The sequence below is a fragment of the Photorhabdus hainanensis genome (genome assembly GCF_018448965.1).
GTDB lineage: Bacteria > Pseudomonadota > Gammaproteobacteria > Enterobacterales > Enterobacteriaceae > Photorhabdus > Photorhabdus akhurstii.
The window spans coordinates 56,827-70,338 of the sequence record NZ_RCWD01000002.1; the positions used below are offsets into that span (position 1 = coordinate 56,827).

At 43.1% G+C, this 13,512-nt stretch carries 12 protein-coding genes; 4 read left to right on the plus strand and 8 right to left on the minus strand.

Features of this window, described 5'->3' with window-relative positions:
• Positions 1-89 precede the first annotated feature (89 nt).
• Positions 90-389 carry a helix-turn-helix domain-containing protein gene (locus tag EAE92_RS01845; protein WP_036810116.1) on the minus strand — a complete coding sequence of 100 codons (300 nt, stop codon included), beginning with the start codon at positions 387-389 and terminating at the stop codon, positions 90-92.
• A complete protein-coding gene (locus EAE92_RS01850; protein ID WP_246544961.1) occupies positions 376-756 on the minus strand; it encodes a type II toxin-antitoxin system RelE/ParE family toxin in 381 nt (126 codons plus the stop codon). Before EAE92_RS01850 ends, EAE92_RS01845 begins: the two co-directional genes overlap by 14 nt.
• Before the next feature lie 314 nt (positions 757-1,070).
• Here EAE92_RS01850 and ppa point away from each other — a divergent pair, with 314 nt between their 5' ends.
• Entirely contained in the window at positions 1,071-1,601 is a 531-nt protein-coding gene (gene ppa, locus EAE92_RS01855; protein ID WP_036776561.1) for an inorganic diphosphatase, read from the plus strand.
• A gap of 99 nt (positions 1,602-1,700) precedes the next feature.
• Here the strand turns inward: ppa and EAE92_RS01860 are convergent, their stop codons facing one another.
• Genes EAE92_RS01860 through tamA form a run of 3 tightly spaced genes read right to left on the minus strand, consistent with a single transcriptional unit; the run spans position 1,701 to position 7,563 of the window.
• Positions 1,701-2,048 carry a gamma-glutamylcyclotransferase family protein gene (locus tag EAE92_RS01860; RefSeq protein ID WP_036776564.1) on the minus strand — a complete coding sequence of 116 codons (348 nt, stop codon included), beginning with the start codon at positions 2,046-2,048 and terminating at the stop codon, positions 1,701-1,703.
• Positions 2,049-2,050: 2 nt separating this feature from the next.
• Positions 2,051-5,824 carry an autotransporter assembly complex protein TamB gene (gene tamB, locus EAE92_RS01865; RefSeq protein WP_214066846.1) on the minus strand — a complete coding sequence of 1,258 codons (3,774 nt, stop codon included), beginning with the start codon at positions 5,822-5,824 and terminating at the stop codon, positions 2,051-2,053.
• A complete protein-coding gene (tamA, locus tag EAE92_RS01870; protein ID WP_214066847.1) occupies positions 5,821-7,563 on the minus strand; it encodes an autotransporter assembly complex protein TamA in 1,743 nt (580 codons plus the stop codon). The genes tamB and tamA overlap by 4 nt, the downstream gene beginning before the upstream one ends.
• A 114-nt stretch (positions 7,564-7,677) precedes the next feature.
• On the opposite strand from tamA, the gene msrA reads away from it, so the two are divergent.
• Positions 7,678-8,325 carry a peptide-methionine (S)-S-oxide reductase MsrA gene (msrA, locus tag EAE92_RS01875; RefSeq protein ID WP_214066848.1) on the plus strand — a complete coding sequence of 216 codons (648 nt, stop codon included), beginning with the start codon at positions 7,678-7,680 and terminating at the stop codon, positions 8,323-8,325.
• Positions 8,326-8,480: 155 nt separating this feature from the next.
• Positions 8,481-9,812: a polyamine export protein PaeA gene (gene paeA, locus EAE92_RS01880; protein ID WP_214066849.1), complete on the plus strand. Its 1,332-nt coding sequence runs from the start codon at positions 8,481-8,483 to the stop codon at positions 9,810-9,812.
• A gap of 108 nt (positions 9,813-9,920) precedes the next feature.
• On the opposite strand, the gene EAE92_RS01885 is transcribed toward paeA, so the two are convergent.
• Positions 9,921-10,127 (minus strand): DUF1107 domain-containing protein, encoded by a 207-nt coding sequence (locus EAE92_RS01885; protein ID WP_011148633.1) that lies wholly within the window; start codon positions 10,125-10,127, stop codon positions 9,921-9,923.
• A gap of 290 nt (positions 10,128-10,417) precedes the next feature.
• Here EAE92_RS01885 and EAE92_RS01890 point away from each other — a divergent pair, with 290 nt between their 5' ends.
• Positions 10,418-10,972, plus strand: coding sequence for a YtfJ family protein (locus EAE92_RS01890; protein WP_065392167.1), 555 nt, complete (start codon positions 10,418-10,420; stop codon positions 10,970-10,972).
• Between the two features lie 96 nt (positions 10,973-11,068).
• Here EAE92_RS01890 and cysQ read toward each other — a convergent pair whose 3' ends face one another.
• Together cysQ and EAE92_RS01900 are read right to left on the minus strand one after the other, a co-directional pair.
• A complete protein-coding gene (gene cysQ, locus EAE92_RS01895) occupies positions 11,069-11,812 on the minus strand; it encodes a 3'(2'),5'-bisphosphate nucleotidase CysQ (RefSeq protein ID WP_214066938.1) in 744 nt (247 codons plus the stop codon).
• 258 nt (positions 11,813-12,070) lie between these two features.
• A complete protein-coding gene (locus tag EAE92_RS01900) occupies positions 12,071-13,444 on the minus strand; it encodes an MFS transporter (RefSeq protein WP_036810100.1) in 1,374 nt (457 codons plus the stop codon).
• Between the last annotated feature and the right edge of the window lie 68 nt (positions 13,445-13,512).

Sequence of the window (13,512 nt, forward strand, 5' to 3'; positions counted from 1 at the left end):
CTGATTGGTGACCACCTAACAGATCACCTTCAATAAAATGGCGACTACACAAAATCGTGCACAAGCTAAAGGAGTAGTCACCACTTCTGTCAGATATGAAAAATTCGCCCATCTCCAGTTGGGAGTTCTACGGTTAGGCTAAGTTTGCCTCCCATAGCTTCAACATAACGCTTTAACGTAGCCAGTTTTATATCGTTACCCCGTTGTTCTATTTGCGTAATTGCAGGCTGACTAACACCTAAACTATCCGCCAGTTTTTTCTGAGAGATATTCAGCTCTTCTCTCATCAGTTGCAAACCAGTTTCTAAAATCATTTCATCAGCCATCTGTTTTATATCTGCTCGATCTTCAACAGAAAATTCTCGTATCTTATCTTTAAGAGTTTTCATTTTTACCCTCCAAACTCGCTAAGTGAGCTTCATACTCAGCATCAGCCACCGAGATCATTTCTTTGTAAAAATGCTTTTCGTTCCCTGTCTTATCACCAGCACATAGAACAATAGCTCGTCTTAATGGGTCAAAGGCAAAAAATGCTCTTATTGGCCTCCCCTTACACTGAATTCTTAACTCTTTCATATTGTTAAATTTTGAACCATACAAAGAGTCAACAACAGGACGGCCTAGTTGAGGACCAAACACTTCTAACACACTAAGGTCTGCCAATATTTTTTTCTGGGTACTGATATCTTGTTCATCAAACCAATCTTCAAATCGACCAGTTAAAATTATAGTCCACACAACAACCTCATAAGTCATGACTTATGACAACATAATATAATCCACAACTTATATATCAATATGTAAATACAAAAAATGCCCTATACAGAAGCTAACTGCACCTTTGTCATGTGTGGTAATGAGCATGTCACTGCTTATTATGCTCTCGCCAGTAGCAGTGTTAAACGACCTTCTGTTCTAGGTTTTATAGTGACTGCACCACGAGGCTATCATCAAACTCAGAGACAGCATTTACCAACAAGCTACTTGTCAGAAAAATGGAGAGTACTTTAAAAAATGTTTTGGCTATAATACTCCCCACTCTATTCTGGTTTGAAATAAAGGAAACTTTCATGAGCCTGAACTTAGTACCGGCAGGAAAAGAACTGCCTGAAGATATCTATGTCATTATTGAGATCCCTGCAAATGCCGATCCGATTAAATATGAAATTGATAAAGAATCCGGTGCACTGTTTGTAGACCGTTTCATGTCTACCGCGATGTTCTATCCATGCAACTATGGTTACATCAACAACACTTTATCTCTAGATGGTGACCCGGTTGATGTTCTGGTTCCGACGCCATACCCACTACAACCAGGCTCTGTGATCCGTTGCCGTCCGGTTGGCGTTCTGAAAATGACTGATGAATCAGGTGAAGACGCGAAACTGGTTGCAGTTCCACATAGCAAACTCACCAAAGAGTATGATCACATTAAAGATGTGAACGATCTACCAGAACTACTGCGCGCTCAGATCACTCACTTCTTTGAGCGCTATAAAGATCTGGAAAAAGGTAAGTGGGTTAAAGTGGATGGTTGGGATAATGCCGAAGCTGCTAAAGCAGAAATTATCTCCTCTTTCGAACGTGCCGCTAAAAAATAGTTTTTTCCTGTTTTAATAATTAAAAAACCTCTGGGGAACATCACCAACAGAGGTTTTTTAATACCATACTCCCTTTCTATTACAAAAAAGGCTTTTTATTTACTCTTCCGCATGACGCTTCAACCAGTCACCGCTTTTTATCCGCCGTAAACCAGTTATTGGAAACTGATAAAGATATATCCATGCATTGCCATACGGTGTCTGAATCAATTCCCTTAGATACTCCCGCGAATTATCTTTCAAATCGTCTAATTCTGTCAGGATAGTAGAATTGATTCGATATACCTCACATTCAATACTTCCGTCACCACGGACAACCGCAGGATAATGCCCAAGGTCATATAACTCATAGCCTTCCAGCCGATGATCACCTAACCATTGAGCATCGGTCATCCAGTGATGATTGCCCTGTTTGCGCCGTAAGCTGCCATAAACAATAATTCGCATTTTTAAAACTCAAACTGATAGAGCAAATCCAATGTCTGATCAATACCAGACACCGCTTCCAGATACAATCTAGGCATTAACCTATAACGTAAGGTTAATGTTGCCAGTGAATCAAATATACCAACACCATACTTAACTTGCAGATCTTTTGTAATCTTTCCGCTAACAACTACCTGTGATTTATCACCAACCCCCTGAGTATCCAGTGCTAAGTCAGAAACACCAAATATTTCACCGATCTTACCTACCAACTGACCACTCTGTGCAACCCCCAAACCTATTAATATTGCCGTCATCTGTGAGTTGTCCGAGTTACTATTCTCTAACCCTTCACCACGCAACAGATAAGAAAGTGCTTCCAATTGTGATCTAACAGGCTCTGAGAAAATTTCTACTTTTGGCTGATCCGCCAAACCGGTCACCCTTACCCCTGCAATAACCTTCCCATCGGTAGAATCTGGATTACGAATAGCCTCAATATTCAGCAATGGCTGATCAGGTGGACCGGAGAACATAATCAGCCCTTTACGAACGATCAGATCCTGCCCATAAGTATGGAAACGACCATCAAGAATATCAACTTGACCATTCAAACCCAGTCCCTGTTTATCTTGAACAACCTTCAAATCGCCTTTAAGTTGCGCTTTAAGGCCGAAAGCACTGAGACGAACATCGTCTCCTATATGAATCGTCAAATTACTTTGAATTGGGATCGACGTCTTTTTCTCTTGTAATGGCTGAAGATTCTCATTCAATATAATTTCATCCGGTGAAGCTTCAATTGTTGATTCTGGTAGCTCCTTCACAGTAATACGCGACCAAGGAATACCAACACTACCATCCAATTTCAGCAACTGAGGAGAAGCCTCAAACACCAGAGCAGGACTAACATCAATTTTCACCATTGGTGGAAAAACCACTCTTAACTTGTCACCATTAGCCGCCACTCTTGCATGCCATGCATCCACATTGCGCCAGTTTGCATCACCATTTAGGTTAAGTTGTCCTTTCGGGGTTTTGATAACCCCCTCAAGAACAGAGCGTACTCCATCAAAATTCACACCGATTTGCCCTTGAGTAATATCAAACGGTATCCAATGACCTGAAACTTGCAATGCACCCAAGTTCAACCGACCAAATAATAATGGATTTTTGATATTACCACCCAGACGCAGGTTAGCATTCAAATGACCTTCCGCCTTATCACCGTTCCCTAGAATCGGCTTGATTAACGCCAATGAAATATCCTGAACATCGACATTACCCGACAGCTTACGGCTCCCTGCAAGACCAGCAATCTGAACGTCACCGTTAAACTGACCATTTCCCATAATCTTAAACAACCAATTCAGCTTTGCCGTGCCATTCTTCAAGCCTGCATTGAATGTCAGCGTCTGGAAATCTACCGGTAATACAGCGCCATCCACCATCTGCTTAACCTGAACCCCATCACCGTGCAGACTAACATTGGCCTGAGGCAATCCTCCGCCCGCACTCCATTTAACATCGGCATTGCCACTGAATACCCCTTTCAAATGTGTTTCAGGCCCCAGTAATGGCTGAATCATAGCAAGATCAAAGCGTTCAAGAATAAGGGATGCGCTACCGCTGGCACCTGCTTCAATGAGTTTAGGTACGCAGAGCCGCGCATGTGGATTCAGCCAACAATGCGTGCCCACAGTGACTTTCTGTTGTTGATTAAAATAATCGAGAGTTATTGCTTTAGTTAAACGCCATTCTCCAACCGGGGTGTCAAAACGGGTATTGTCGATGCTGCCTTTCCATCGCTGTTGCTTACGATCAAAACTACCATTAAGCGAAAGTTGACCGGCAATCGGCTCACCGTCGACCTTCAATTGCAAGTTGTGCTGTTTCTCATTGCCCTTTGCATCCAACGTCAAATTACGGACAATCAAATCCGCCTGTTTTAACTGACTGACTTTAACGGCAAGATCCCCGTGGATCTGTTCAGCAGAACGTACATTCCCCTTTACACTCACACGATCAATGCGCAAATCCTGCCACTTCAATCCATTGGCATTGAGATCAGCCGAAAGCTGAGGCGTTTGCATATTACCGCGCAGTTTCAGCGTTCCGTTCACAACACCGCCAAGCCCCGGTAATATGCCATCCAGCTTCGGTGCATTGATATCGCCATCCAGTTTCCACTGTTTGGACAACTGGCCCTGAAAACTCATTTTATTGCGGCCTAAAGCCAGCTCAAATTGAGTAATATTCCACTGACCAGCCGCGTTACCAGAAATCTTACCTCTGGCTTTTACTAAGTTCTGTTTTACGTTACCGTCCAGCATAATTTCTGGGATCTGGAGCTGCCAACTACCACCGTGTAAACTACCACGGGTCACTATTTTCCCCTCTATTTTGGCAGGCCATTCCGGCCACTGTTTAGCGGTATTGATCCCGGAGAGTATCAGCACCGTATTCCAACTTATAGCTTTGCTCCAATCCGCCACACCTGCCAATTCAACCTTTCCCTGCAAAGCAGATAGGCGTAGACGAGTCAACTTAAACTGCTCTTCATTGCCTTTAGCATCTAACACAAGTAATGCCGGTGGAATTTCATTTCCCTTAATACCGGAACGCAATGACAGATCATAGCCACTGGCCTTACCATTCAGGCGCATTTTTATGCCATCAAGCTGATATTCAGGCATCCCCGTTAAAGGCCAACTCAGTTGCTGGCTTTCAAACGTCATCCGCACTGGTAAACCTGTCTTCGCCAGTTCCGCTTGAGCATCAAGTTTAGCGCTGACAGGACCAGACAAATTCAGCCCTAGACTGAGCTGCTCCAGTAAAGCGCCATTAAGTTTTACATTAACCTTCTGCCCTTGGATCTCTTGTCGACTTAATTCACCCTTTATTAGCAGTTTTATCGGCCACTGCTGCGCCAGAGTCGCGGAACCATTAACGGCAAGAGAACCTTCCGGCATTTTAACATTCAATTTATTGAGCTGAATCTGCTGTCCCTGATTGCTAAGTTGCAGTAAAAACTCATTGATTGTGATATTGGTATCACCCGTCAGCCGTAATTGCTTACCACTGATCCCTTCAACAGTCATATCCAGTGGAATAGGCACTTCTGGCAACGTTGCCAATAGCGGCTGGGAGAACAATTTCTTCAGGATTTCCGCCAACGATTTTTCCGGTTCACTCCCTCGTTTCGCTTTCTCCTCTGCTTCCGCCGCTTTCTGCCGCTCAGGGGCAGTTTTTGGCAGTCCCACCAGCAATCCATTAATTTTCGTTGGCTTAAGCGTTAATGCTTTCTGCCGCCACTGAGCTGCGGCCCTAAATTCATCAAGGGCAAATACCGTATCATTTACGGTGACAGTGACATTTTTAACAGATAGCAAATCAAGTGAGACTGGATACGGCGTCCTCAATTCAGTCAAAGGCTCTGACTTTGATGATGGTTCTCCCGCAGGGGACAATTGGCTAGTATTAATCGCCACTTTTACGCCCTCCGTCGTCAATGCATTAACACATAACTGACTATTTTTCAGACAAGAAAGACGCAATGAAAGGTGGAGTTGATTGACACTGACATTCACACCGGGCATTTGATACTTAACGCCTTTCAGAGTCAAATCACGCCAACCACCACTGACGCTGGCTATATCTAGCCCCGGAACCCAACGGGCAGCACTGTTAATCATAAAATGCAGGCCAGATTGCGTTCCTACCAACCCGGCAACAGCAATAACCAACAAAACCACCATCAGCAGAAAAGCAATACTGACCTTTTTAATCCATCTCATAATTCAGATCCTAACCCGATGTAAAACTGGATATTACGGGATTCTGAATCCCCTATTGGTCTGGCAAGGTCAAATTTAATGGGTCCGACTGGAGAAGCCCAACGCACACCAACACCTACGCCGGTTTTAAAATTGCTTTTTCTAATGTCATTAATGGCCTCACCGGTATCAACAAAAACAGCACTCCACCAATTACCCGTTACGTTATATTGGTACTCAAGCGAACCCACAACCAGTGCGGACGCACCGGTCAATTTTCCTTTGTCGTCTTTAGGAGAAATTTTCTGATATCTGTAACCACGAACACTGTGATCACCACCAGCGAAAAAGCGCAAGTCGGGTGGAACTTTCTCGAACGCATTGGTTTCTATCCACCCCAAATTACCCCGAGCAACAAAACGGTGATTATCCCAATAAGTTCTGATCCAAACGTTTTGCGCCTGTAACACCAAGAAATCGACATCGGAACCCCAGAGGGTATCGGAGATATCAATAGAATAGCGCTGGCTATCGCCCCAATAAGGCATTGTCCCCCCACGCTGGCGAATACGGCTAACATTTGCTCCTGGGTACAATAACATTGCCGTATTGGTGACATTAGCCTGAGTAAAATGGCTGAGACTCCAACGCATATTGATCCCATACTGCCAACCTGTTGAAAGATCCCAATTACGGGAAAGATTTACTGTCGCGGTATCTGATACGGTATCATTGATATCTTTACGCTTATAACCCGTCTGCAATGCGTAATATTGCTCTAACGGGTTTACTTTCAGCGGCATTTTATAGGTGGCATCAACAACCTGTTCAGGTGCAGAAAGGTTGATGCTGGTACTAAGGCTGTGTCCACGGGAATTAAGCCAAGGTTTTGTCCATTTCGCCTTTACCCGTGGTCCTATATCAGATCCATAACCCCCACCCAGTTCAACATAGTTTTTGGAACGTGGAGTTAATACTGCTTCAAGAGGAAGCATTCCGTCACCGTTTTTTCTCGCGGTATTAAAATCCGGTGTAACTACCGCTGAATTAAACCAGCCAGTTTCTGCTAACCGCCGATTCAATTCGGCCAATTGTTCTGAGGTATAAAAATCCCCTTCTTTGAACGGAACCAGAGGATTCAGATAATCTTCGCGGATCTGTGAACCACGATAACGTATCTGACCAAAGTGATAACGCTCACCGCTATTAAAAACAAAGTCCCAGAATGCCTCATGCCGCGCTTTGGAAACACCCAATTGGCTCTTTTTCATAACAGCGTCAAAATAACCTTTCCTAATAGCAAGCCCGGTCAGAGAACCTTTAAGGCTTTCATATTCATCATGATTAAGAACCGTTCCTTTCTTTGGGCTTTTGCTTTTTACCAGTTTGGCATAATCTCCATCTGTCTTCGCCCCACCTTCTAAAACAACATTGACACCGGCGACTCGCACAGGCTCACCTGCGGTAACTTTTGCCGTTAATACCGAACGAGCAGGCGGTTTATTTTCCTGATAGGTAAATTCGATAATGGGTTCATAATAACCAAGCGGGCGCAAGCCTTCACGAATCGCTTTATCTACACGAGATCGAAAACGTCCATCTGGCGCAACTTCATCTGTGCTGATAGTGGAGAGATGAATTCGGGCATTTTTCGCTAAACTGCCTGTTAGTCCCTCTATTTTCAGACGAAGATTAGCGCTATAAGCAATGGGAGAGGCGATAGACACACAAAGAAAGCATAAAACGGGGTATCTTGACACGCTAACTCCTAACCTGATCGGAATAATTTGACTATAATAAATTTATCTTGAGTAAAGTTTATAATATATACAATCTATTAATGTCTGAAAACTTAATAATTACGGGAGTGAATTGTGCCAACTTCAGCTAATAAAAGCCTATCTATTGATCCTCAAAGCGCATTACCAGGCAGAACCGAGCCTCTTAAGGTTTCACCTAACCATGCTGTTACCGATCATGCGATAGAACCCGTCCCAGGAAATATGGAAGTTGCCTATTTTGGTATGGGATGCTTCTGGGGCGTAGAACGCCTATTTTGGCAACAACCTGATATTTACACCACCTCCGCAGGTTATAGCGGCGGTACAACAGCGAATCCAACTTACGAAGAAGTTTGTAGCGGCCTAACCGGACATGCTGAGGTTGTTAGAATTGTTTACGATCCAGCAAAAAACAGCTACGAAAACTTATTAAAACTTTTCTGGGAAAACCACGATCCCGCTCAAGGGATGCGACAGGGCGGGGATATTGGTACTCAGTATCGCTCTGCGATTTATACCGTGTCACCTCAGCAACATGAACTGGCATTAGCCAGCCTTGAACGCTTCCAAAAAGCAATGCAACAACAAGGGGATAGCCGCCCTATTACAACGGAGATCACAGAAGCGGGGCCATTCTATTTTGCCGAAGATTATCATCAACAATATCTATTTAAAAATCCTGAGGGGTATTGCGGACTAGGCGGTATTGGTGTTTGCCTACCCCAAATGAACAAAAACTAGTCGTTACATTTTATTAATGTTATAATTAATACGCTAATCAATGGTTTTCTAAGTGCTTGTTATCACTTTTTATTTTATATAATTTTTATTGTTTCCTCCGGTGCTCTTCTAAATAACAACCTACCCTACCACCGGAGGTAAAACACGGACCCCATATGCTAAATAGTCTCTTAATAGTGTTTCTATTGTGCGCGATAAGCGCCTTTTTTTCGTTATCTGAAATCTCTCTTGCTGCCTCCAGACGAATCAAACTAAAACTGATGGTCGATGAGGGTAATGTCAACGCAGCCCATGTCCTTAAATTACAAGAAACACCGGGAATGTTCTTCACCGTGGTGCAAATCGGCCTAAATGCAGTGGCAATTTTGGCAGGTGTTGTCGGTGAATCCGCATTCTCCCCTTCACTGAAAGCTTTTTTCATGAAATTTATGCGTCCTGAATGGGCGGAACAGTTGGGCTTTATCTGCTCATTTACCATTGTGACCAGTATATTCATTTTACTCGCAGACTTGACGCCAAAACGTATCGGCATGATCAAGCCTGAAGCCGTCGCAGTGAAAATCGTTAACCCAATGCGTTTCTGTCTGACAGTTTTCCGCCCATTAGTTTGGCTATTTAATGGCTTGTCTGATCTTATCTTTAAGATTTTTAAAATTCCGACAACGCGTAATGAAGACATCACATCTGATGATATTTTTGCGGTTGTGGAAGCAGGCGCTGTTGCTGGTGTGCTGCGTAAACAAGAGCATGAACTGATTGAAAACGTGTTCGAACTCGAATCCCGCACAGTGCCCTCTGCCATGACCTCAAGGGAAAGTATCATCTACTTCGATAAGAATGAAAGTGAAGAAAGTATCAAACAACAGGTTTCTAGCCAGCCACACTCCAAATACCTGATATGTGATGGAGATATTGACCACGTTATCGGTTATGTGGATTCCAAAGACCTACTCAACCGTGTTCTGAGTGGTCAAAACCTAAGCTTCAACAAAGGTGTCCAAATCCGCAACGCGCTGATCATTCCAGATACTTTGACGCTTTCCGATGCTTTAGAAAGCTTTAAAGCGGCGGGTGAAGACTTTGCCATTATCCTGAATGAATATGCGCTGGTAATGGGTGTGATTACCCTTAATGATGTTATGACCACCCTGATGGGTGATTTAGTCGGTCAAGGACAAGAAGAGCAGATTATCATCCGTGACGAAAATTCATGGTTAGTAGAAGGGGGAACACCTATCGATGATGTACAGCGGGTACTGGATATTGATGACTTTCCTGATTCAAGTAACTATGAAACCATTGCAGGTTTCATGATGTTCCGGCTGCGCAAAATTCCAAAGCGTACCGATTCAGTCAAATTTGCTGGTTACAAGTTTGAAGTTGTCGATATTGATAACTACAAAATCGATCAGCTACTAGTCACAAAAGTCACTGATATTCCCACCGCGACGCCAACACAAAACCTACTTATCAGTGATGATAAATAAAAACGGCCTACTCTTGAACTAAGGCCGTTTAGTATTCTCGTTAAGCGCCACTTATTTTTATTTGTGGCGCTGATTACATCAGTATGCAACCCGACTCTTTTTCGTTATCTATCCTATTTCGGCCTGCAAACGTAGCACTTGCTGATTGACTTCGCTCATTACACTAAAATGGCGCTTATCTCTCACCTTCGGTGGTAAAATTTTGCCACAGTCGAATTCAAAAGCCCCCATATCTTTAATGTATAAACGTCCACGGAATAAAGTTTTAACGTAGAGAGCAATTTTCAGTGGGTTATATCGGTGAAAAATTTTCATCTCTGCTTTTTTCCTCCTAAGTGCTTCTTACGGTTACGTTTGATGAACCAACTCCATACACGATACCGTTATGTAGAATAATAGACTGAATTTATCCGATTTTGTTCCCTCCATTTTTAGTTTTATGCACCGAATTTACATAAAATGACAGATATTTAGATATACATAACTATGTAACTTTATCTCTTACTTAATGTTAAAAATTTGATCTTCTTTAAAGAGATAAATCAGTTAATACCCGCTATGCTAGAGATCCATGTATTGTCACATTAACCTACAAAGGAAAAATTATGATAAAGAACTTTATGCTATATGCTGCGCTACTTTGTTCTCCTGCTTTAGCATTCGCTCACAACATCACCCTGGAACAGCAAGTTCCTTCGATCAATGTCTCTGATAAAGGTGAGTTGCTACTCAATAATAACAAGTTTAGCTACCAAAATTGGGATAGTGGAAAACTGATTGGCAAAGTGAGAGTCATACAACATATTGCAGGTCGTAGTGCCGCTAAAGAGATGAATGCTCCACTGATAGAAGAGATAAAACGCGCTGATTTTTCAAAAGAAAAATACCAAACAACCACCATCATCAATGTCAGTGACGCCATATTCGGTACCGGACCATTTGTCCGCAGCAGTATTGAAGATAGCAAAAAAGAGTTTCCGTGGTCTCAGTTTATCGCTGACAGCAACGGTGTGGCCAAAAAAGCTTGGCAGTTGGAAGCGAAAAGTTCTGCCATTATTGTCCTGGACAAAAATGGCGCAGCGAAGTTTGCTAAAGAAGGTAAGCTAAACAGTAGCGAAATCAAACAAGTAATTGAATTAGTTCGTAAAGAACTACAGTAAAAACATCTGTGGTGATAACGACTTGCAGGTATGTTTTCGTTTGCCCTTATCACCACCATTCTGCTAAAAAACAAATCTGCTAGAAAACAACCATGATTAAAAAATCGTTACTCTAAATCCCGGATTTAGGAATGATTCACGAGGTGTATAATCTAGAGTCTGACCTTTCCAATTCGTCACGTGAGCGCCAGCAGCAATGGCTATAGCATGACCCGCCGCAGTATCCCAGATATGAGTGGGTCCAAAACGAGGATAAAGTTGCGCTTTTCCTTCAGCCACCAAACAGAACTTCAGTGAAGACCCCACAGAAACCGTCTGATGTTCACCTAACTGATTGAGATAATCTTCTAATTCTGTATCCATATGAGAACGGCTAACGACTACCATTGGTGGATTAGCATCACGAATTTTAATCGGCAAGCATTGACCACCACCGGCTTTTTTCCATGCCTGCCGCCCTTGCCCGGAATAAAGCGTATCATGCACAGGAGCATATATGACCCCCATCACAGGAACACCCTCATCAATCAAGGCAATATTAACCGTAAATTCACCGTTACGATTAATAAATTCCTTGGTACCATCCAGAGGATCAACTAACCAATAGCGCTTCCAATCACGCCTCTCTTCCCAAGAGGGAAGCTCTTCTTCCGACAACAGTGGAATTTCCGGAGCGATACGGGATAATCCGGCTTTAATGATTTTATGAGCTACAATATCAGCCATAGTAACCGGTGAATCATCTTGCTTATGATCAACTTTCAGAGGATGTTCATCCTGATAAATTGTCATAATAGCCGCACCAGCTTCCTGAGCCAGTTGGCAGATTTGTTCTAGCATCATACACCTCTGCGGTTAGTCATCTGTTATCATTTTAGACTATATTACCAATTGATCTTTTATTGGAACGGTAAGAATTTTATTACCCCTCTTAAAATAAAAACAACTGGATATGCCTGCTCAAGTTACTGACAATCTGATGCAATCGCTATTATCTTCATGTTCTCACCAAGCACTTTTGCCCAATATGATGCCGTCATCTAACCCGTTGTACCACCAACAATTCATTCATTTAAGTTAAGCATTAAAAACCTTGTGTTAATATCCGCGACTTCGTTGTAAACCCTGGCACACCGCAAGCGCCACTAAAGACAACATGGCGGCTATCAGTAACGCCATAGCTTCCGAGATATGGATGACAGACTCCTCGCTGTGTTGCGTCAACAATGAAAAAAAAGCGACTCCTGCGGCAAACCCGACTTGACGCAACGTGCTGGTAAGAGCTGCCGCCAATCCTGAATTCTCAGGAGCAACATTGTCCATCACCAGCCTTGCCATCAATGGGTTAAGTACTGCCGCTCCCGTACCTAACAACAACAATCCAACCGCCAACAACCAAACATTCCCATCAACAACCGGACTAAAGATACCAGCCAACAGCACCAATCCAACCGTTAACATCAGGAATCCCTCGGTAGCTTGAAGATTGAAACGCTCGGCAATCCTCAATAAAGGTACCAAGGTTAACGGCAAAGAAAGCAATAGCATTGTCATAGCCAGATACAATGCATCAAAGCCCAATTTCACCGCGAAATATTGCGGTAACACCACAAATAAGCTCCAATAGGCGATAGAAAAAATAATCGGCAGAACCAATGAGATAACAAAGGCACCATTTTTAAGCTCAGGTAAACGTGTGAAACTACGCACAGAAAAATGGTGACACAGCCAAACGCTTATTCCCCCCAGAATAAGCAGCGTTGCCTTGATGATAGTGCCATTCTGACCCGGAAGCACTTGATCGATATATTGATACATGGTGACCAACAACAGAATCGCCGTCACTGGTAAGGTACTAAACAGAGAAACACGGCTTAACGCCCCACCGGCAGACAAAGTGCGGCCTTTTCTTTTCAACATCAAGAATACAACCAGCCCCCCTAAGGGCAAATTGAGTAACAATATCCATGACCAATCCAGCATCCTGATTATCAAGCCCCCTAAAGGCGGCCCCAAAGAAAAACTCAGCCCAAGTATCATTGACCAGGTTTTGAAAACCTGTGAACGGTTACTACTTCCCACGGGAAATAGAAGATTCAACAACGCCATCGCCGCTGTATTCAAAAAAGCGGCGGCAATGCCTTGAATTAAACGAACAAAGATAAAACTGCCAAGAGAAACACAACTAACGGACATATAAGAAGCAACAACGAACACCAACAAGGCGGAAATCAGTGTTCTCATGGCTCCCAGACGATCAGTGATTATTCCGGCGGGTAATAGGAAAGCAGCAAAGCCTGCTGTATAAGAAATGCTGAGCCATGCTCCTTCTTTAACACCAAAACCCAGTTCAGTCGCGATCACTGGGATAGCAACCCCTAAGCCAGTTGTATCAAAACCAATCATAAAGGTGACGATCATGATGGCGATAAATATAGCTCTGTATTTCGTATCTTGATTAGAAGAATTCATATAGTCCTATAATGTAAGAGGGTGAATAATAGCCACGCTTTTCCATACATAATTAATGTTTCAGACAA

Excerpts from the sequence above, each read along its gene's own strand:
- EAE92_RS01845 (WP_036810116.1), bottom strand. The coding sequence starts at position 389 with ATGAAAACTCTTAAAGATAAGATACGAGAATTTTCTGTTGAAGATCGA.
- EAE92_RS01850 (WP_246544961.1), bottom strand. The coding sequence starts at position 756 with ATGACTTATGAGGTTGTTGTGTGGACTATAATTTTAACTGGTCGATTT.
- ppa (WP_036776561.1), top strand. The coding sequence starts at position 1,071 with ATGAGCCTGAACTTAGTACCGGCAGGAAAAGAACTGCCTGAAGATATC.
- EAE92_RS01860 (WP_036776564.1), bottom strand. The coding sequence starts at position 2,048 with ATGCGAATTATTGTTTATGGCAGCTTACGGCGCAAACAGGGCAATCAT.
- tamB (WP_214066846.1), bottom strand. The coding sequence starts at position 5,824 with ATGAGATGGATTAAAAAGGTCAGTATTGCTTTTCTGCTGATGGTGGTT.
- paeA (WP_214066849.1), top strand. The coding sequence starts at position 8,481 with ATGCTAAATAGTCTCTTAATAGTGTTTCTATTGTGCGCGATAAGCGCC.
- EAE92_RS01885 (WP_011148633.1), bottom strand. The coding sequence starts at position 10,127 with ATGAAAATTTTTCACCGATATAACCCACTGAAAATTGCTCTCTACGTT.
- EAE92_RS01890 (WP_065392167.1), top strand. The coding sequence starts at position 10,418 with ATGATAAAGAACTTTATGCTATATGCTGCGCTACTTTGTTCTCCTGCT.
- cysQ (WP_214066938.1), bottom strand. The coding sequence starts at position 11,812 with ATGCTAGAACAAATCTGCCAACTGGCTCAGGAAGCTGGTGCGGCTATT.
- EAE92_RS01900 (WP_036810100.1), bottom strand. The coding sequence starts at position 13,444 with ATGAATTCTTCTAATCAAGATACGAAATACAGAGCTATATTTATCGCC.